Raw genomic sequence first — 22,205 nt, forward strand, 5'->3', positions numbered from 1 at the left:
GATTTTAGAATGTATTAATGATATTAGCAGTCTAAAATTTTAATATTTACTACATTTGATTGTATATGAATGTATTCCTTAATAAGTGGTATAAGAATCATGCTTTAGTCTATAAGGTATTGCTATTCTTGTTGACCACACTGTTTATTGTTTACCTGTTTCCTAAAACAGGAAAGTTTAAGTATGCTTTTGAAAAAGGCAAGCCTTGGCAATCCGAAAATTTATACGCCCCTTTTAATTTTGCGATTAAGAAATCGCAAACTGAAATAGCTAAAGAAAAACAAGACATTGAAAGCCATAGCTCTTTATATTTTGAAGTTGCTTCAGGTGTTAAAGATGATGTACTGTTAGACTACACGATGCGCTATAACCAAGTGTTTAGAGATTCTAGTTCTACCAATAATGAAAAATCGGATTTATATAAGCATGGAAAAACAATAATTAATAAGCTTTACAAATCAGGTATATTAGATTTAGATTATAATTATGACGATGATCGATCTGTAATTTTAACGATTTCTAACACCATTCAAAAAGAATTACAGTATGGCAACTTGTATGAGTTAAGTGAATGGCGGCAATTTGTAGAAAAAGATTTAGGAAACACTTTATCTGTTGATATTAAAAAAAGAATGCTATCTATCTTTTTTGATGTTATAAAAACTAATGTTACACTAAATAAAAGTTTAAGTGATAAAGCACTAGAAGAAGACCTGTCTCGAATCTCATTAACGAGAGGGCATATTGAAAAAGATCAACTTATTGTCTCAAAAGGTCAGGTTGTTGAAGATAATCAGTTTGATGTATTAAGCTCTTTAAAATCCGAGTACGAATCTCAAGTATGGAACTCAGCTAATTATAATTGGGTGCTTGTGGCTTATACCTTATTAGTAGCACTAGCACTTTTGATGTTGTTATTATTTTTACGAAAATATAGATTAGACGTTTTTTTAAATAACACTAAAGTTACTTTTATATTTTTCAATATAGCATTAATGGTCTTGTTAACCACTTTGGTCATTAACTATAACTCGCAATATATTTATGTGGTACCCTTATGTATACTACCATTAGTTTTAAAAGCGTTTTTTGATACGCGTTTAGGGTTGTTTGTACATGTACTTACGGTTTTACTTTTGGGCTTTATTGTGCCTAATAGTTATGAGTATATGTTTTTACAGATTATAGCAGGTATGGTGACTATATTAACGGTATCTGAATTATATAAAAGGGCAAATTTATTTATTTCAGTAGGACAAATTACATTTATATATATCATTGCTTATTTTGCCTTTTTTGTAATTCATGAAGGGCAATTAACAGGGTTAAAACTAGAGACCTTCGGCTTGTTTATTTTATGTGGTTTAGCAACTTTGTTTGTTCAACCTTTAATTTATATTTATGAAAAGGTTTTTGGCTTAGTCTCCGATGTATCACTGCTAGAACTCTCAGATACAAATACAAAACTGCTAAAAGAATTATCTAATAAAGCACCAGGTACATTTCACCATTCCTTAAACGTTGCGAATTTAGCAGAAGCTTCAGCAAACGAAATTGGAGCAAATGCTATGTTGATTAGAGTAGGGGCACTGTATCATGATATTGGTAAGATGAATAACCCGACTTACTTCACAGAAAATCAAAGTACTGGGATTAATCCTCATGATGAATTATCGAGTAGAGAGAGTGCCCAAATTATTATTGACCATACTATAAAAGGTATTGAAATTGCTAAAAAATATAATTTACCCGATCGTGTCATTGATTTTATTAGAACACACCACGGGACTAGTGTCGTTTATTACTTTTATATGAAAGAGAAAGCGGTTAATGAAAACGTCGATATTTCAGACTTTATGTACCCAGGCCCAAAGCCTTTTAGCAAGGAAACTGCTATACTTATGATGTGTGATAGTGTAGAAGCTGCTTCAAAAAGTTTAAAGGAACCAACAAGTACTAAGATTAATGATTTTGTAGAGCGTATTATTGATAAGCAAATGGAAAGCGGACAGTTTTTAAATGCGAATATTACGTTTAAAGAAATTCAAGCTATAAAAAAGGTGCTTAAACGTAAACTAGCTAACATTTATCATTTAAGAATTGAGTACCCAGAATAGAGGCTTTATTTAGGATTAAATAAGTTAAACCCATTCTAATTCAGATTTAGAATGGGTTTTTATTTACCTGAAAATAATCGTGTAAAATTATAACAGATTCAAACTATCCTACAGATGAATATTACGATTCTTGTTCAAAAATAATATTTCTTTCTGTACTTTTCTTGTACATATTCTTAGCAGTAACCGTATTGTTCTCGGTTAAACGATAGTTCTTACTGTTTGGGTTTAGTATATATTCAAGTTGGTGTGCAATCATTTTTTCAAAAGGAATCAGAAAACCTTTTGTTTCGCATTGTTCTAAGCCACCTTCCTTAAGTAAATTTAAGACTGTAAAGACGGATTCAATTGTACTAAGACAAAGTGATTCTGGCTGCTGCTTGATGATAAATTTTGATTTAATTTTATTATCAAAACTTACTCTTCTTAGTTTCTGTAAGTTTGTACTTAATTTTAGCATTTTACGTGCGCAAGGCCATGTACCATCAAGAATAAAGAGGTTTGGGGTGTCGCCCATGAATGAATTGATTTCTGAACTTTTTCTTACGGATAAGTTAAAGTTATCTTTACCAGGATAAAGTAAAAAAGAAGCGCTTTTTTCTTGAGCAAGAATTTCATTTACACGATTATTATTGCTAAAATCGACACCAACTATAATTTCTGAGTTTTCGAGTTGAAGCTTCGTCATATGTCCTGTACCGTTTTTTTCTTTTTTATACTCTTTAGGATGCATAAGAATAATAAAACGAGTTTTAGTTTGTATAGGACTGATATGCTTACAAACGCATGTACTCTTAGGATTCATACATTTATAACATGTTATTCTGGGGGCTTTCATTTCTATTGGCAAAGTGAAAATCTCTTAATCTTTCTAACGAGTTTGTTTATCACTTATTTAAAGAAAAGTGAAGATACATTATAAGCAACAAAAAAGCCTCAACATACATGTTAAGGCTTTTTGTGATCGCACTAGGATTCGAACCTAGGACCGCCTGCTTAGAAGGCCAAAAAAGCGACTATTTTCACAAGTAATATTATTTATAAATAGTTGATTTTGTTCGGTTTAGTTAATTTTGAGGTTGTTTGATATGAATTGTACTCAAACAAAAGTGTGCGTAAAGTGTGCGTAATTTTTGCTAACTTTATATCTAAAATTACTGAGAAATGGCACGAGCAAAATTAATTTTGGATACCAGAGCTAAGTCAAAAACTGTGAATGATGGGTTGTTTCCAATCGTAGTTAGAGTTTTTCATAAAAGACCTAGAATGATTCGTCTTCCTTATAAGACTTCTAAAGCTGGATGGGATGCAAATAACATGACTATTAAAAAATCAGTTTCTGTAAATAAGGATTTGGATTGCAGTGAGATTAATAAAACGTTATATGAAAAACTTCATTCAGCAAAGTCTTTGATCAATGAACTTGGTGATACTCTTAACCAGATAACAGTTGATACGCTAGTTGAGAATATTAAAAAAATATGGGATGATAAATTAGATTCAAAAGTTAAGAAAGATCTTTCTAATGAAATTACTATTGAGGAATGGGGGAACGTTTTAATAAATCGAAAACTGAAATCTAACAAGCCAGCAACTGCTAATTGGTACAAAAATGCAATAACAGCTTTTGAAAAATTTAATAATAATTCTCCTGTAAAGTTTCATCAGGTTACAGTAACTTTTTTAACTGATTTTGAAATAGAACATTTGTCAAAAGGAAATTCTAAAAATTGTATAAGTTCATACACTAGAGCAATTAGAGCTATTTATAACACTGCAATTAAAGAAGATGTATTTATACCGTTTAAACATCCTTTTTCCAGTTATAAAATTCCATCTACAACGAGAACAAAAAAAAAGGCTTTGTCTAAAGAAAAAATAATTGCTATTCGAAATTTGATATATGAAGAAAACAGTAGTCTTTGGCATACAAGAAATTATTTCTTAGCCATGTTTAACTGTAGAGGTATGAATTTAATTGACCTTGCTAAATTGAAATTATGTGATATAAAAGGAAATAGAATATATTATGGTAGAAGTAAAACAAACGACCCTTTATCAATTAGAATCACAACAGAATTTTCTGAAATACTTAAGAAATATACCCATGATAAAAATCCAGATGACTTCATATTCCCAATTGGTTATGATGGTTCGGTTGAAGCATTTAAAAAATATCGTTCAGATAGAAGATTAGTCAATAAATTATTGAAAATAATTGCGAAGGATGCAAATATTGAAGAAAAAATCACCTCCTATTATATTAGACATTCTTGGGCAACAATCGCAAAAAATATGGGCATTTCTACAGAAATTATAAGCGAAGGGCTGGGACATCAATCTATAAGGACAACCGAAATTTATTTGAAAAGTTTTAGCAATTCTGTATTAGATGAGGCAAATGATCTTATAGTTGGTTAAGAATGAGTATAGACTTAAAGAGAAATAGTCTGTAAAAATATTATAATACTGCTTTGGTAATAATTACATACGTCACACATAACGTCTTGTATTACGAGTTGTTGGTCTTCTAACTTCTTACTGGTACTTTTAATTACAATATTACCGTCCATAATCTCTTTATAGAAGCTTTTTTTAGCGCAATTCAGGTGAAGCATTTGAACTTTTTAAGTAAAATTAAATTTTTAGAGGTCAGTATTTAAATTCATATTTTTAAGTTCAACACATATAAATATAGACATAGAAAGGCTCAAATATAAAAGGATTTTTATAGACCCTGTAATATATACTCTTTATATGCAACTAACTACTGACCTCTATAATCTGATATTTGTTAAGAAAAAAAACACTCAATTCTCTAATATGAATAGAGTGTTTTTTTATTAGATACTATTTAATAAATTAATTGTTAGATGACATTGATTTATACTGATAAATCTTATTTTTAATGAGATAGCATATCTAAAGTCGGGACAGTTCTAAAACCAGAATAATCTAATCCAGAATCGGCTCTAGTACTCATTTTTGCTGAGATTCTAAAACTAAAACAATAACAGGCGTTACATGGAAATGAACCCCCCTTTAATAATATGTTCTATAGCATAAGGATTAAAAGCCGTATAGGTTTTTGATGCACCTTTAGGATTAGCAATTATCGCTTTAGTATCTAATGTTTTATAATAGTTGGTATTGAAGAAATGGTTGTAAGATAGAGTCGTGAGGTTTTGATGTTCCTACACGTAATTGGGCTTACAATTCTTCCCAATCAATCTTACGTTCTATAATGGTTACATAGTCTGTAGCATCAACAAAAGCTTTAAATTGTTTGTTTGTTACTTCTGTAATGTTAATAAAGAAACTATCTACTTTTACGTTGTGTGCTGGTTTTTCTCATGGCATGAGTAAATAGAAATACTAGAAGATAAAATGATTTTTTCAATATTGGCGTAACTTTATTATGATAAGTTTTTTAATCGGTCTGCGGCTTGCTCTGCTGTGATATCTCTTTGAGGAGAACCAAACATTTCGTAACCAACCATAAATTTCTTAACCGTTGCACTTCTTAATAAAGGTGGGTAAAAACTCATGTGCCAATGCCAATGGTCATTAGGTTGACCATCCGTTGGTGATTGGTGAATTCCGCTAGAATACGGGAAAGAACACTCAAATAATTTATCGTATGCTTGAGTTATTTTAGAGATCGCATCCGCAAAGTTAAAACTTTCTTTCTTAGAAATCTTAGTGATATTAGTATATTGTTTTTTAGGAACAATCATGGTTTCAAAAGGCCAAACAGCCCAAAAAGGGGTTAGTACAACAAAATCGTCATTTTGATAAATGATGCGTTCGTCAGCCTCTAATTCTTGCTTTAAATAATCTCCTAATAAACTACTCTTATTTTTATCGAAATACGTTTTTTGATGTTGATTTTTTTTATCAACTTCATTAGGTAATGTAGATTGACTCCAAATTTGTCCGTGAGGATGTGGATTACTACAACCCATTACAGATCCTTTGTTTTCAAAAATCTGGACATAGTTAATCATTTCATGAGCACCCAATTCTGTATATTCTTGTTGCCATGCCTTCACAACTTTGTCAATATCTTTGACATCCATGTCTGCCAAACTCTTAGAGTGATCTGGACTAAAACATATAACTTTACAAATTCCTTGTTCACTTTCAGCTTTAAATAAGCCTTCGTTTACAGCAAATTTTGGTGATGTAGTTTGTAAGGCTGCAAAATCGTTTGTAAAGATAAATACATCGTTATATTTTGGGTTTACTTCGCCATTAATTCGTGTATTTCCAGCACATAAATAACAACTTGGATCATGTGCAGGGCGTATGTCATTTGAAATCTCTTCGTTCTGTCCTTGCCATGGTCGTTTTGCTCTATGAGGTGATACTAAAACCCATTCCCCAGTTAGTATATTAAATCGCTTATGCGAATAGTCTTGCAAATTTGTATTCATTGTATTGATATTTTTATTTAACGACTTGTGTTCCTTGCGATAGTTTTACACTATAAACTGAACAGTCCTTTTCAAATTCTTTTCTAAACTTTTTAGAAACGTCTTTTTTAAATTTCTTAAACTCGTCTTTCTTAACTAAGTTAATGGTGCAGCCTCCAAATCCTCCACCCATCATTCGAGATCCTAAAATATGCGGATTTTCTTTAGAACATTCAACTAAAAAGTCTAATTCTGCACAACTTACTTTATAATTGGTACTTAAGCCTTCATGCGATTGGTATAGTAAGTCGCCTAGAGCTCTAATGTCATCTTTTTTAATAGCTTCAGAGAATTGCTTTACACGATTATTTTCATTAATTACATAAAGTGCTTGCTGATAATCTTCATCTGTAATATCCCCTTTTATTTTATCTAAGTCTGCTTTTGAAGCATCTCTTAATGCTTCAAGGTGTAATAATTTTGATACTTTTTCACACACTTCGCGTCTATTATTATAGGCGCTTTCAGATAAATCATGTTTTACATTAGTGTTAATTAACATCAGTTTATAATCATGAAAATTAATTTTATAAGGTTTTGATTCTACGGTTCTACAATCGAGTAGAAGTGCACTCTTTTTAACTCCAAACATACTTGCGTACTGATCCATGATACCACACTTTACACCTGCAAAATTATGTTCGGCTTTTTGAGAAATTAAAATCATTTTGTGTTTTGATAAACCTAAATCAAATAGTTCATTAAGTCCAAAGACAAAACTATTCTCTAAGGCTGCTGAAGAAGACATGCCAGCACCTCCAGGAATGTTGCCAGCAAAAACACTATTAAAGTTTCCAATAGGTTTACCTAATATTTGCAGTTCTGCAACAACGCCAAGAATGTAATTACGCCAACCTCCACTTTCTAAAGGTTTGACGTTTTTTGTGTTGAATTCGTAAAGTTCTTCTTTATTTAAGGCGAAAGACTTACTTATTTTAGAGTCGCTTTTACTTATCGCAAGGGCAATACCTTTATTAATAGCAGCAGGAAATGCAAAGCCATCGTTATAATCTGTATGCTCTCCAATGAGGTTAATTCTACCTGGTGAAAACACAATAAGCGGCTTGGTTTTAAATTGCTCTTTAAAACTGCGCTTTACGTCTTTAATTAGTCTCTTATTCATAATAATTATGCAAAATAAATATAGACTCCTATTACAATGCCACAAATAGCAAAACCAGCTTGTTTAACATATTTCCATGGTGTAATATCTACTTGTTGTGTATATTCTTGAACAAATGGTTCTTCTCTTGGTTTTATTTTTCCGATGATTAGCATTATTACGATGTTAAGTATAAATAATATAGCCATAACATCTAAAAAGTGAGGGTAAGCTTGGGCTTCTGTAAGTGCTAATGTTGCTTCATCAGTAATTCCGGAAGCTTTTGAGTTCTCAAGTGCTTTATCTATAAAATAAGGCTGAAGTATAAACTGACTAAGTATGTATAGTAAACATCCAGAAACTAATCCAATTTTAGCAGCGATTGCTGGGACGCGCTTTGTCAAATAACCTACAACAATAATAGATAATATAGGAATACTGTATATACCATTAATCTCTTGAAGGTATGCAAATAAACTTCCAAAATTAGCAATAAGTGGTGCGATAAACATAGAGGCAATTGCTAAACATACACCAAATATTTTACCATATTTTACTACGATTTTTTCTTCAGCGTCTTTATTAATATGTTGTTTGTAAACATCAATTCCGAATAAGGTTACCGAGCTATTTAAAACACTATTAAAAGAACTTAAAATGGCACCAAATAATACGGCTGCAAAGAAACCAAGCCAAGCACTAGGTAGTACTTTTCTAACTAACATTGGATAAGCACTATCTGCACTTTCTAAATTCCCTTGAAATATGTAATATGCAATAATACCTGGTAATACCACTATTAATGGACCTAATATTTTTATGAATGATGCTAATAATAACCCTTTTTGTCCTTCTTTTAAATTTTTAGCACCTAATGCTCTTTGAATAATTTGTTGGTTAGTTCCCCAATAAAACAAATTGACTAGCATCATACCAGTAAAAATAGTATGAAAAGGTACAGGGTCTGTTGGTGCACCAAGTGATTTGAATTTGTCTGGATTTTCTGCTGTTAAAATAGAAAGTCCATCGAATAAATTTCCATCCCCAATGAGCATTAGACCAAATATTGGGATTAAAATACCACCAGCTAATAATCCAACAGCATTTATAGAATCGGATATAGCTACGGCTTTTAAGCCACCAAAAACAGCATATACTGAACCTATGATTCCTATTCCCCAAACACAAATCCAAATAGATTGTGTATGCGTAACACCCAATAATTCGGGCACATCAAACATACCACTTATAGCTAATGAACCAGAGTAAAGAATTACAGGGAGTAAAACCACAACATATCCCGTTAAAAACAAGATTGAAGTTAGTGTATTAGTTGTAATATCAAAACGTTTGGCTAAAAACCCAGGTACCGTTGTTAAGCCTCCCTTTAAATATCTAGGAAGTAAAAACAAGGCAGTAACAACCATCGCAATTGCCGCTAAAGTTTCCCAAGCCATCACAGATAATCCACTTTGGTATGCTGAACCGTTTAGTCCAATAATTTGTTCCGTAGAAAGATTGGTTAATAGTAGAGAGCCTGCAATTACACCAGCGGTAAGGCTACGGCCACCTAAAAAGTAACCGTCTGAAGAAGACTCTTCTGTTCCTCGTGTTTTGTAATAGGATATTATAGCTACTAGAACCGTAAATCCTAAAAATGTTAAAATTTGCATCGTTTGTTGTTTAGTTAGTTTCTTTAGGAGTTAGATTATTAATTGCTAAGTTCCATTCTACACTTAAAATGTCGTTTGGTAGTAGCGTTTGTAAACCTATTTTATTATTAAAATTATCTGCAGCACCAGTCATTGGCTCAATCGCAATTACATTGGATTTATCTGGTGTGTAGAGTTGCAGAAAATTTTGTTTTGATGTTGCTTGTATTTTGAAACTATATTCTGGTGTTAAAAATTCTATTTCATTTGTTTTAAGCGGATAGCCATCGTCTAAATTTATATCTTTTAATTGAAAAGGCATTTCAATATTTAGGTAATTAATACCTGTAATGATTTGTTGTTTATCAAAAGTATATTTCTTGTTGGCACTGAAAGAAATAGAACTATTATTTAAATCTGAACTCACAAAATAAGGATGCCATCCTAATGTAAACGGAAATGCTGTTTTATCTTTATTAATAACTTTTACAGACAAATTAAGTCCACTTTTACTTAAAGTATAAGTCAGTTCAATATTAAATATAAACGGAAAACCTTTAAAGTTACCTTCATCTCTATATTGTATCGTTGCAGAAGCAGATTCTGAAGTTGTTTTTTTATTAATGCAAACAAAAGTTTTATTATAAACTAAACCATGTAAAGCATTATTTTTATCTACTTCGTTACAATTAAGTTGATAGTTAGAACCATTAAAACGATACTCTCCATCTTTGATTCTGTTAGCGAAAGGGAATAAGATAGCGGAAGCGTAATTATCCTTATAAGTTGAAACATCATAATTGGCAAGAATTTGAATGTTTTCAAATTTAAAATCACTCAACCGTCCTCCTTGGTTAAGGCATATAGTCGCTTTAGAATTCCTATCAGAACTTGTAAGCTCTATAAATTTTAAATCTGTTGTTTCTATTTCGCTTAATATATACAAATTACTATAATGATTTTCTGATGATTAGACCGTTTGGATTTTCAACTTGAGCAAATTCATTATTTAAAATCATTTCTGCTAAGCGCTGGCCCATTAAATTAAAATTGGTTGATATAGTTGTAATTCCGCCTTCAACTATTTCTTTTAAAAGCGTCTCGTTATAAGAAATAATACCAATGTCTTTAGCTAAAATTAAGTGCTGCTCTTTTAACCCTTTTATAACTCGAATTAAATTCTTATCGTCTAATATGATATATAATTCTCCACATGAAAACACACGATTATTTAAAGTGTTAATGGTTTCATTTTGAATTGCATAATGAGAACAAAATAAGTTAAAACCTTCTAAAAGCCCTTTTGGTTGATGTTCCTCTCTATAGAGTAGAATTGCTTTTTGATAATTCTTTATTTGTTTAAGACCAGATTTAAGGCCTTGATAGATATCTTTTTTAAAGTTCTGATGCACCGAAGGATAACCTAAAAGCTCTTTGTGCATTTGGTCTAATATGTAAACTTTGTCTTTTGGTAATCTATCAATAATATTTTCAGTGCCTTTAAGATTTGCTGGCATAATGACATAAGAACTGTAATTACCTACATTATCATTAATTAGTTTAGAAAAGATATTAAAGTTAAAATGATGGAAAAAAATATCGACTTGTATATTGTCTCCCAGACCAGTTAAGAAGGAATTGTATAAGTCTTCTTTAAATGAATTTAGCTCATCAAAAAGCAAAAATATTTTCTGATTAACTTCGATGTCTTCAGTATTTACATAGTAGCCTTTACCAACAATTGATTGAATAATACCACGTGTCTTTAATTCATTAAAAGCTGTAAGTACAGTGTCTCTAGATAAGAAATGTTGGTTTCTTATACTATTTAATGAAGGAAGTTTGTCTCCTTTTTTTAGAGTGCCATTCACAATAGCATCTTCAATAGAAGAAATAATTTGCTTGTACTTAGGTGTACCGGATTTTTCTATAATAGTTACAATTCCCATCATACAAAAATAGAATAATATTTTAAACGTGCAAACTAGTAGGTACTAGTATTTTTTTGTGTAAATACTTTATATATTGCACCGATAATTAAGTAATTAATACAAATTGATAATAAATGAAAAGTAAAATTATAGTTACTGGAGGATGTGGATATATTGGATCACATACGGTTATTGAATTAATAGAAAATGATTTTGAAGTTGTTATTTTAGATGACTTATCAAATTCTACAGAGAAGACTTTAGAGCGTATCCATAAGGTAACAGGAGTCACACCAGCTTTTGCAAATATTGATTTAAAAAATGAAACAGAAACTAATAAAGTTTTTGTAGCTCATAATGATGCTAAAGGTGTTATTCATTTTGCAGCACATAAGGCTGTAGGTGAGTCTGTACAAGAACCCATTAAGTATTATAAAAACAACTTTTATTCGCTTTTAAATTCTTTAGAAGCGCAAAGTAAAAATGGTATAAATAATTTTATTTTTTCATCTTCAGCGACGGTTTACGGAACTCCTGAGACATTACCAATTACTGAGAAGAATGAAACACAACGTCCATTTTCTCCTTACGGAAACACAAAAAAAATAGCAGAAGAAATCTTAGATGATTTTACGAAATCTAACGAAGCATTCTCTGCAATATCACTTAGATATTTTAATCCAATTGGAGCACATTCATCTGGTGAAATTGGTGAATTACCAAGTGGTATTCCTAATAATCTTATGCCATATATAACGCAAATAGCAGCAGGTGTTAGAGATAAACTAATGGTTTATGGTAATGATTACCCAACCAAGGATGGTACACCAATAAGAGATTATATTCACGTGGTAGATTTAGCAAAAGCACATGTTATTGCAATTAAACGACTTCTTAAAAATGACCAAGAAAAATCCTTAGAGTTTTTCAATTTAGGAACGGGTCTTGGCTATTCTGTATTAGATGTTATCAATACTTTTGAATCTGTAACGAACTCTAAACTTAATTATGAAATAACTGATAGAAGAGCAGGTGATGTGCCATGTTTATATGCCTCCACAGACCTTGCTAAAGAAAAATTAGGTTGGACAGCCGAAAGAGAGCTGAGTGATATGATTAGTTCTTCATGGAAATGGGAACAGAACTTGAGAAACGAATCTAAATAAATTGTTATGATACAAACAAGACCTACACTTTCTGAAATGTCTAAAGCCTTAAATCTGTCCATTTCGACAATTTCAAAATCGCTTTCAGATAGTTCAGAAATAAGCAGCCTTACCAAAACAAGAGTTCAAGATTTCGCTAAAGAATGTAATTATATTCCAAATAGTTTAGCGACAAGTTTTCTTAAAGGTTATACTAATACAATTGGTTTAGTTATACCTAATATTCTAAATTCTTTTTATGCTAATGTGTTGTCTGGTATTGAAAAGCATTTAGATGAAAATGGATTCAAATTAATCACATCAATTTCGAACGAATCAATCGATAAAGAATCTAATAGTTTAAAAAAAATGTCTGCTGGTTATATTGATGGTTTAATTATTTGTCCGTCTAAAGAAGCAGAACTTAAGAAAGATTATAATCATATTAATTCATTAGTCGGCCAAGGAACACCTGTGGTTATGTTTGATAGAATTTGTGAAGGAGTAAATTGTGACAAGGTTATTATCGATGATTATAAAACCTCGTTTGAGACAACTGAGCATCTTATTAAAGAAAAAGGGTGTAAGTCTATAATAATGACATCACTTATAGATAGTTTACAACATGGAAAGTTAAGAGCAGACGGCTTCAAAGAAGCCATGGCAAAGCATAAACTTAAAAATAATATTATTGTAGCAGATAGTATAGAAGACTTAAAGAAAAAAATAAAAATTACACTTAATAACGATTCTAATATCGATGGTGTTTTTGGAATAAACGAACAAGCTGTTTTACAGGCCATGCATGTTGTTCGCGATTTAAAAGTTCAAAATTCAAAGAAAGATATCGTTATGGCGGGGTTTTGTAATCAAAGCCAAGCAGATCACAACCCATCTTTAATTGTTGTCAATCAAAATGCTGAAAAAATTGGAATAGAAGCTGTTAAATTGATCCTTAAGAGAATAAAAAAAATAGATAAGAAAACATTCTTCACAAAAATTGTAGCAGCTTGTTTTTTATAAATTAGAATTAGATGGTTAACCGTGATATGTACTTTCTAAATTCTCAATATTTAGTCGAATGTTATTAGTACAGGTGCTTTTTACATCTTTGTTATTGTGGATAACGCACCAATTACAGATACAGATGGAGATGAAATTACTGTTTCTGTTGATTTGTGTTTAATGGTCTAGCGTACAGAACAGCTGACGAAAACTTACGTATTATTAGACTTTTAGATAAATAAAATCCAGCTACTGGTGCTAAGTCAAATGTTAGAGATGAGTTGTAATACATAATACAGGGACAACAAGTTAACTTGCTTTAACTGAACATAAACAAGGAAATAGCTCTCCTTTTGAAGCTAAATCTGAAATTTTAGCTAATGAATTGGATGCTTGGACTTATGAAATGACATTTGAATTTACTTTTAGTAATGGTGTGCCTATAGAAATGGTATCTAATAATTACTTGAATATTTAAAAATGGCTAAGTCATAGATGTATGCGAGAGTAATACAAAGAAAAGTAAGTGGAGATATGGCGTTATTAAGACAAAAAATAAAATTAAAAATTTAAAATTGAATTATAACGACTCTATTTAAATTGCTCTTTTCTAGGAACACCAAATAATAAAAATAAAAGGCCTTGTAATTTTCCGTCCACAGTTTTCCGCAATATAGAAAATGCTTTTGTAATATGAGCTTCGACAGATTTTATAGATACGTTTAAATACTCGGCAATCTCTATATTTGTTAATCCATCTTGCTTACTTAGTAAAAACGTTTGCTTGCATTTAGGAGGGAGGTTTTCAATCTCTTGATTTACAATCTTTATAAGTCGATCTAATGAATTTTCATCTTCCTCAACAATGGAACTCAAGGCATCAATATATTTTTTCTCAAGCTCAATAACCGATTTCTTTTTACGATACTGGTCTATAAATTCATTGTATACAGACCTGTATAAATAATTTTTTATTGAAAAATCATCTTTAAGTTGTTTGCGTTTATTCCAAATATTAATGAAGACGTTTTGCACGATGTCTTCAGAATAATCATAGTCATTTGTAAGCCCGAAAACATAAATGCATAATTTATGATGAAATGAATCAACCAAATAAGAATATGCTTTTGGCTCGCCATTTTTTAATGACTTAATAAAATCAGTATCATTTTTAAATTTATTTTGCACTAATTGATAGAATTTAGCATGAATTAATGCTAAAATATAAAATACTTAGCAAAAAAGTTAGGGTTGCGCAATTTTGTTTCGTTTTACTAATAAAGGATGAGATTTTAATGATGTCGAAAAATAACGAGTATTTAATTGTTAAATATTTAATTAACCAAACTTCTTCTCAAGAATTAGATGAATTAGAACTTTGGCTAAGAGACTTTGATAACAAAAAGGAATTTAAAAGTTTTGTTAAAACCAATTATATAATAGATTATAATTTGAAGAAATTTAATACAGATAAAATAAAGAATAAACTTAACCATCTTATAAAAGAGGACAAAAAAGTTTTAAGACTTAAAACGATACAAAAATATTCTAAGTATGCTGCTCTCTTTATTGGAATACTGTTTTCGATTTACTTTGTCAAAGATGGAATTTATGATAAACCTGTAGAAACCAACCCCGTGATTGTAAATAGTACAATTGAATCTGGTACGGATAAGGCAATACTGACGTTAGGAGATGGAACACATATATCTCTAGGAAAAGAAGCGTCTTTCCAATCAAAAAATGCTAACAGTAATGGAGAGGAAATTGTTTATGAAGGAGGAGAAACTAAGACAACAGAAGTAGCATATAATTATTTGACTATACCAAGAGGTGGACAGTTTTTTGTAAAGCTATCTGATGGAACTCAAATATGGTTAAATTCAGAATCAAAAATAAAATATCCTGTTAACTTTATTGAAGGAGAAACCCGTACAGTGGAGTTAGTTTATGGTGAGGCTTACTTCGATGTATCGCCCAGTTCAGAACATAAAGGAGCAAAATTTAAAGTATTTAATCAATCTCAAGAAATAGAGGTGATAGGCACTGAATTTAATATCAAGGCATACAGGGATGAATCAAATATTTACACAACCTTAGTAGAAGGAAAGGTCTCTGTTAATTCAGGAATATACAAACAAATATTAAAACCTAATCAGCAAATTAATCTTAATCTTGAAGTGAATTCAATGACTATTTCTGAGGTTATTGTTTACAACGAAGTTTCTTGGAAAGATGGGGTTTTTAGCTTTCGTAGAAAATCTTTGGAAGATATTATGAAAGTATTATCTCGCTGGTATGATGTAGATATAGACTTTGCCAATGAAGAACTTAAAAGCGCAGGATTTAACGGGGTTCTAGGTAAAGATCAAAAGATTGAAGATGTATTAAAAACAATAAAGAGTTTTGGGGTAATTGAAGGTTATGATATCCATGACAAACAAATTACACTCAAATAGATGGAAAAAGCAAAGGGATCGAAGTTAAACATTTTGCCGTGAATCAACTTCGTCCCTCTAAACTGTACTAATCAATACTGATGTATAACTAACACAATGTAAATTTATGAAAATTGAATTAATCAAGGCGCGTTCCCTCGTTCGAAAGCGACTTTTATTTATCTGTATGAGAACGTTTATTTTCTTATTATGTACTTCTGTTTTTAGTTTTAATACTATGACTTCTTTTGCTCAAGAAGAGGTGACTATAAACGTAGACAAAATAGTGTCTGTAGATGAGGTTTTTTATCTAATACAACAACAAACGAAATATCGTTTTTTATACCCTCAGGATTTGTTTAAAGATGCACCCAAAGTTGCTCTAAAAAAAGGAAAAATAGAATTAACTAAACTTTTGGAGCAAAGCCTTATGGGAAATAATCTAAAGTTTAAATTTTCTGAAAATAATATAATTGTTATTGAAGAGGAAACCCCCAACCCAATAGTAGCGAACCAACAATCACAAGGTGTTAAATTATCAGGTGTTGTTACGGACAATAATGGTCAGCCTTTGCCAGGAGCTAGTATTATAGAGAAAGGAACCTCTAATGGTGTACAAACAGATTTTGATGGCAAATTCACCTTAACAATTACTGATGCTAAATCATTAGTTATTGTGTCTTACATAGGGTTTATTACTCAAAAAATTGAAGTGGGCATTGATAAAAATATTAATGTTCAATTGAAAGAGAATACTGCTCAATTAAACGAAGTTGTTGTTGTTGGATATGGAACCCAGCAACAAACAAAGGTCTCTGGCTCTATTGCAAAAGTTCCGATGAACGAATTACAAGATTTTCCGGTGTCAAATTTTGACCAAGCATTAGCAGGAAAATTGGCAGGTGTACAAGTTTCTCAAACTACAGGAGAACCAGGTAGAGAGCTAACTATAAAAGTAAGAGGAACAGGAAGTATAACCTCAGGAACTGAACCATTATACGTGATTGATGGTGTTCCGTTAGAAAGTGGAGGTCAGGCAACGGAAGTAGTAAATATGGAAGATATTGAATCTATTCAAGTATTAAAGGATGCAGCCTCTACGGCTATTTATGGTTCTCGAGGGGCAAACGGGATAGTGATAATTACTACTAAAATGGGGAAGCAAGGTAGAATGCGGGTCAATTTTAATCACTCTACGGGTTTTCAACAGGTATCAAAAAAAATTGATATGATGGATGCTTATGAATACGCTCAACTTTCAAGAGATGGACATAACGCCGCTTATTTACAAGATGTACCAACAGGTAGTGTTAATGATCCTAATAGCGTCAGACCAATTGGATATCAAAAAATCCCAGAGGAATTATTTCCTTATTTAAATGGAGAAACTGGACTTACCAACACGGATTGGCAAGATGAAATATTTAGGACTGCGTTTCTTCAAAGGTCTAACATTTCAATAAGTGGAGCTTCAGAGAAAGTGAATTATTTTGTTTCATTAAATCATTCAGATCAAGAGGGAGTCATAATTAATTCAGACTACTCTAAAACTGGTTTACGTGCCAATGTTGGATTTACTTCGGGCAAATTTAAAATTGGTGTTAATATAAGTCCATCTTACACTTTTGAAAATAGGGTGTCTGCTAATAGTCCATATTTCGATGACGGTATTGTGCATACAGCTTTATCATATGCGCCAATATGGCCAGTATATAATTCAGATGGAAGTTTTAATCAGCAAGGAAATGGGTTTTTGAGGATAGGAACAGATTATCAGCATAATGAAATGGTAAATCCTGTTGCCTTAGCTTTAATTCCGCAAAATGAAATAGAGCACCTTAATTTATTAAGCAATTTGTTTGTGGAGTATGAGGTAATGAAAGATTTGAAACTAAAATCATCATTTGCACTAAGTTACAACGAGTTTCAAAATGAATACTATCGTCCTGCATCGTTAGAGACAAGAGGGCGTAATAATACTGGGCGACCATCTATTCCAATAGGTAGATTGAGTACTACGAATATTTATAAATGGACATTTGAAAATACGGCAAACTATAAGAAAAGTTTTGGTAATCATAATTTACAATTATTAGGAGGTATTACTGCGGAGAAAAGCAGAACCAAACTACAACGCATATCAGCTCAGGTAGACCCAAGTACTCGTGTGGATAATGCAATACAAGTTATTACGGCTGCTGCTGCTGATGGAGTTAGCTCTACAGCTAGTTTAGGTGAATGGTCTCTGTACTCTTTATTAGCTAGGGCACAATATGATTACTCTATCAAGTATTTATTTTCAGCGTCTATAAGAGCCGATGCTTCTTCGAGATTTGGTGCCAATAATAAATGGGGATATTTCCCTTCAGTTTCTGCTGGATGGAGAATTTCTGAGGAATCATTTTTTGAAGAAACTCATTGGGTTAATGAATTAAAAATAAGAGGAAGCTATGGTGGCACAGGTAACTTCCAAATTGGTAATTATCAACAGGCCGCACTTTTAGGGGTCGATGAATATATCACAGGTGTTCCTGGACAGATACAAACCGGCTTTAGACCTTCTCAGATACCTAATCCTAATCTAAGTTGGGAGTCTAATTATATGTATAATATTGGTATTGATGCAAAATTTTTTAAGAGACAATTAGGTTTTACATTAGAGTATTACAACGGGAATACTGAGGATATGTTATTAAATATTCCAGTGCCTCAAACTACTGGGTTTGGGAGTGCGCTACAAAATATTGGTAAGCTTAATAATAGAGGTTTTGAAGCTTCATTAAATATTTCACCTGATTTAGGCGAGTTTAAGTGGAGCAGTAATTTTAATATTTCTGTAAATAGAAATGAGGTAAAAGAGTTAGGACCTGAGGGTACGCCTATAATTGAAACTGCAGGGACTGATCATGCGTTTTTTAAGACTGAAATTGGGCAACCTGTTGGTAATTATTTTTTATTGGTACAAGATGGTATTTTTTCTACGCAGGAAGAATTAGACCAGTATCCACACTTTGAAAACACTGCTGTAGGTGATTTTAGGTTTGTGGATGTAGATGGTGATGGCGTTTTAGATGTTAATAAAGATAGAGCCATTGTTGGTAATTATGCACCAGATTTTACATATGGTTTTTCAAATGCTTTTAATTATAAAGGTTTTGATGTTAATGTTTCATTACAAGGAAGTTATGGGGGTGAAGTACTTAACCTTCTGAGACGTTATGTTGTAAATGGTGAAGGCAACTTCAATAACACAAGAGAATTACTAGGTAGATGGCAATCTGAAGCAAATCCTGGTGATGGTAATACTAACAGAGCCAACAGAAAATCTAGTGGTAATAATGGGCGTACTTCTACATGGCATGTTGAAGATGCATCATATTTGAGGTTAATGAATGTGTCAATAGGATATTCTCTTCCTAAATCTCTTTTAGAAGGATTAAGTCTAACTAAGGTAAGACTTTATATATCAGGTAATAATCTTCATACATGGTCTAATTATACTGGCTATAATCCAGAAGTTAGTTTAGGAAGTGGTAGTAATCAACTAACCCCTGGCTTAGATTATGGAGTTTATCCGCTAGCAAAAACATATTCATTAGGCCTTAATGTGTCATTTTAAATCAAAGAAAAATGAAAAAAATAATTTATACAATATTAATAGCTTGTTTAATTTCTACAAGTTGTAGTGACGATTTTACAGAAATAGTCTCAGAGAATGATTTAACTACAGATAGTTTTTATAATAACGCTGACGATTTTAATGCTGCCGTTTTAGCAGCTTACGCAAAATTACAAGGACAAGTTGGTATTTATTTTGAATTAAATGAATGGCGTTCAGATAACCTAGATTTATTGGCGCCTACAGCTGGTACACAAGATAGGTTTAATATCAACAAGTTTCAAGAAACATCTGCAAACGAACTAATTAGAAATGCCTGGGCTAATTTTTATAATGGTATTTTTCGTGCCAACTCGGTAACTGATAATCTTGATGGAGTAGCTTTTGATGAAACATTAAAAAAGCAGTATGAAGCTGAAGCTAGATTTATTAGAGCATTAACGTACTTCAATATAGTGCGCTTATGGGGAGATGCACCTATTATTTTAAGAGTTATTTCAGTCGAAGAATCACTTGAAATTGGTAGAAGTCCTGCACATGAAGTCTATGAAGCCATTGAAGAAGATTTGCAATTTGCTGCAAGCAATCTACCATCTTCTTACGCTGCACAAGAATTCGGTAGAGCCACATCAGGGGCTGCTAAAACCTTACTTGGTAAAGTGTATTTATCCCAAAATAAATATAGTGAGGCTATAACAATATTAAATGAAGTAGCAGGGCAGTATAGCTTATTACATGACATTTCTGATGTATTTGATACAGAAAACAAGAACAATAATGAAATTATATTTTCAATACGGTTTAATAAAGAAATTCAAGGTGAAGGTCATGGTTTATGGTTTGCAGTTTCTGATCTTTCAATATCTCCTTTTACATCAAAATTGGTAAATGCCTATACAGTATCTGATACACGTAAAAGTTTAATAGAATATCAAGCCGTAGGAAATCTTTTTGTACCTGCTAAATTTCATGATACAGAATCAGCTTTTCGAAATTTTGGTAATGATTATATTTTATTGAGACAAGCAGATGTACTTTTAATGTTAGCAGAAGCTTTAAATGAACAGTCTTACCAGGCTAATGGTGATGCATTTAATTATTTAAACGATGTGCGAATAAGAGCAAATTTATCGCCAGTAACATCATCGGATATAACAGATCAAGCAAGTTTTAGAGATGCTGTTTTAAATGAACGTTTTTTAGAATTTCCATTTGAAGGGCATCGCTGGTTTGATTTAATCAGGACTAATACTGCGGATACAGAAATAAATTCAGGAATCGGAGTTTTAATACAAGAGTATCAATTGCTCTATCCCGTTCCACAAGTAGAAATAGAAAAGATCAATAATGAATCCTTAATTTATCAAAATGAAGGCTATTAGACTAATTTATATACTCACAATACTAACCCATTTTTTGAGTTGTTCCTCTGATTCTAATATCAATGGAGACAACTTAGGTAGTGATGATGATGATGGAGGGGAAAATCAAAATACAATAATTGCACTTTCAGAATTTAATAGAAATTATAATTCTATAGAAAGTAATTCCATGGTAAAAGATCGTAATTTTTATTGGGCTACCCTAGTTGAAAACAATGCAATAATTAATAATTTAATTAAGGATGATGTTGAGTTGTCGGTTTATCTAGAAACGGCGAAGCAAAGGTTAAGCAATATAGCGAGTCAAAATAATGTTACATCACTACAATATGCCAATGCATTAAAGTTCTCAAATAATGAGATTATAGCTATTTCTACAGCTATTAAAAATGTGGCTGAAACTAATGCACCCTCATTTATTAATTTCAGTAATTCACATATTGGTCCCGCAGGTGTATTTAATCAATTTGCTGAGATTACGGAAGTTGATAGACTGCAACAATTAATTGTAGAAGAAATGTTGCAAGGTATAAATCAAATTATAGATACCTACGTAGCAGGAATAGACCCTGCTTATCCAGATTTAGATCGCGTTAGCTATGATGTAAATAGTTCACAGTATAGATTACTCTTAAAGAATTTAGTTTCAGATCTAAATACTAATACTAATCAAATGGAATTGTTTTATCAGCCATTCTTAGATTTTGCTCTAGGCGCTTTGGAAATTAATAACAGAGATGAGGCGGCGCGTTTTATGCCTTTAAAGTTAGGTGAGAATGCAGCAACTTATCAAAATATTCAAAATATTGATTGGAATGATTATCAATATTCTATGATTGTTGTGTTAGGAGATGCACCTAACTCCTCTGGTGATTTACCAAATATTAGTATTGGTGGTATGTTACGTTCTGATCATGGTGTTGATTTGCTTAACCAGGGCCTAGCTCCATTAATTGTTTTTACTGGTGCCAACGTTGCACCTTTTCAATCAGAATTTCATGAAGCTACTGAAATGAAAAGTTATATTATGGATAACTATAATATTTCTGAAAATAAGATTTTAGTGGATCCACATGCTCGACATACAACTACTAATATGCGTAATGTAGGTCGGTTTATTTATAAATATGGAATTCCAATTGATAAAAAAGCCATAGTCAGCACTTCTACATCTCAAAGTAGTTATTTGTCTTCTAGTGGATTTTTAACAAGATGCACAACTCAAATGGGCCATATACCTATGACTTTACATAATCGTTTATCTGATTTCGATATAGAATTTACGCCAAAAATTGAAGTATTACACTTAGACTCATCTGATCCTTTAGATCCTTAAATA

15 protein-coding genes and 1 pseudogene are annotated in these 22,205 nt (G+C 31.6%); 8 read left to right on the forward strand and 8 right to left on the reverse strand.

Going from position 1 to position 22,205, the window contains the following annotated elements:
- Positions 1–65 precede the first annotated feature (65 nt).
- On the forward strand, positions 66–2,117 hold the full coding sequence (locus HM982_RS06640) for an HD family phosphohydrolase (RefSeq protein WP_179352307.1): 2,052 nt from the start codon (positions 66–68) through the stop codon (positions 2,115–2,117).
- Positions 2,118–2,238: 121 nt separating this feature from the next.
- Here the strand turns inward: HM982_RS06640 and HM982_RS06645 are convergent, their stop codons facing one another.
- Complete coding sequence (locus tag HM982_RS06645) at positions 2,239–2,955, reverse strand: tRNA-uridine aminocarboxypropyltransferase (protein ID WP_262886535.1); 717 nt, start codon at positions 2,953–2,955, stop codon at positions 2,239–2,241.
- 326 nt (positions 2,956–3,281) lie between these two features.
- Between HM982_RS06645 and HM982_RS06650 the strand changes: the two genes are divergently transcribed.
- On the forward strand, positions 3,282–4,538 hold the full coding sequence (locus HM982_RS06650; protein ID WP_179352309.1) for a tyrosine-type recombinase/integrase: 1,257 nt from the start codon (positions 3,282–3,284) through the stop codon (positions 4,536–4,538).
- Positions 4,539–5,327: 789 nt separating this feature from the next.
- Here HM982_RS06650 and HM982_RS18620 read toward each other — a convergent pair.
- From HM982_RS18620 to HM982_RS06680, 6 genes and pseudogenes are all read right to left on the reverse strand, one after another.
- Positions 5,328–5,456, reverse strand: a pseudogene (locus tag HM982_RS18620) (SUMF1/EgtB/PvdO family nonheme iron enzyme); the annotation flags it as partial.
- 77 nt (positions 5,457–5,533) lie between these two features.
- Entirely contained in the window at positions 5,534–6,553 is a 1,020-nt protein-coding gene (locus tag HM982_RS06660) for a UDP-glucose--hexose-1-phosphate uridylyltransferase (protein WP_179352310.1), read from the reverse strand.
- A 13-nt stretch (positions 6,554–6,566) separates the two neighbouring features.
- Complete coding sequence (gene galK / locus HM982_RS06665) at positions 6,567–7,715, reverse strand: galactokinase (RefSeq protein WP_179352311.1); 1,149 nt, start codon at positions 7,713–7,715, stop codon at positions 6,567–6,569.
- A 5-nt stretch (positions 7,716–7,720) separates the two neighbouring features.
- The gene (locus HM982_RS06670) at positions 7,721–9,367 is read right to left on the reverse strand and encodes a solute:sodium symporter family transporter (protein WP_179352312.1); all 1,647 of its coding nucleotides are present in this window, start codon (positions 9,365–9,367) and stop codon (positions 7,721–7,723) included.
- 10 nt (positions 9,368–9,377) lie between these two features.
- Positions 9,378–10,292 (reverse strand): aldose 1-epimerase, encoded by a 915-nt coding sequence (locus HM982_RS06675; protein WP_179352313.1) that lies wholly within the window; start codon positions 10,290–10,292, stop codon positions 9,378–9,380.
- A 4-nt stretch (positions 10,293–10,296) separates the two neighbouring features.
- On the reverse strand, positions 10,297–11,295 hold the full coding sequence (locus HM982_RS06680) for a GntR family transcriptional regulator (RefSeq protein WP_179352396.1): 999 nt from the start codon (positions 11,293–11,295) through the stop codon (positions 10,297–10,299).
- Between the two features lie 116 nt (positions 11,296–11,411).
- Here HM982_RS06680 and galE point away from each other — a divergent pair, with 116 nt between their 5' ends.
- Together galE and HM982_RS06690 are read left to right on the forward strand one after the other, a co-directional pair.
- Positions 11,412–12,443 (forward strand): UDP-glucose 4-epimerase GalE, encoded by a 1,032-nt coding sequence (gene galE / locus HM982_RS06685; protein ID WP_179352314.1) that lies wholly within the window; start codon positions 11,412–11,414, stop codon positions 12,441–12,443.
- A gap of 6 nt (positions 12,444–12,449) precedes the next feature.
- On the forward strand, positions 12,450–13,445 hold the full coding sequence (locus tag HM982_RS06690; protein WP_179352315.1) for a LacI family DNA-binding transcriptional regulator: 996 nt from the start codon (positions 12,450–12,452) through the stop codon (positions 13,443–13,445).
- Between the two features lie 573 nt (positions 13,446–14,018).
- Here HM982_RS06690 and HM982_RS06695 read toward each other — a convergent pair.
- Entirely contained in the window at positions 14,019–14,615 is a 597-nt protein-coding gene (locus HM982_RS06695; protein ID WP_179352316.1) for an RNA polymerase sigma factor, read from the reverse strand.
- A gap of 26 nt (positions 14,616–14,641) precedes the next feature.
- On the opposite strand from HM982_RS06695, the gene HM982_RS06700 reads away from it, so the two are divergent.
- From HM982_RS06700 to HM982_RS06715, 4 genes are all read left to right on the forward strand, one after another.
- Positions 14,642–15,886 carry a FecR family protein gene (locus HM982_RS06700; RefSeq protein WP_179352317.1) on the forward strand — a complete coding sequence of 415 codons (1,245 nt, stop codon included), beginning with the start codon at positions 14,642–14,644 and terminating at the stop codon, positions 15,884–15,886.
- Between the two features lie 166 nt (positions 15,887–16,052).
- Positions 16,053–19,484, forward strand: a complete 3,432-nt coding sequence (locus HM982_RS06705) for a TonB-dependent receptor (RefSeq protein WP_179352318.1) — start codon at positions 16,053–16,055, stop codon at positions 19,482–19,484.
- A gap of 11 nt (positions 19,485–19,495) precedes the next feature.
- Entirely contained in the window at positions 19,496–20,866 is a 1,371-nt protein-coding gene (locus tag HM982_RS06710) for a RagB/SusD family nutrient uptake outer membrane protein (RefSeq protein WP_179352319.1), read from the forward strand.
- A gap of 34 nt (positions 20,867–20,900) precedes the next feature.
- Positions 20,901–22,202, forward strand: a complete 1,302-nt coding sequence (locus HM982_RS06715) for a YdcF family protein (protein ID WP_179352320.1) — start codon at positions 20,901–20,903, stop codon at positions 22,200–22,202.
- Positions 22,203–22,205 lie beyond the last annotated feature (3 nt).

It is taken from the genome of Winogradskyella vidalii (assembly GCF_013403955.1).
Lineage (GTDB): Bacteria > Bacteroidota > Bacteroidia > Flavobacteriales > Flavobacteriaceae > Winogradskyella > Winogradskyella vidalii.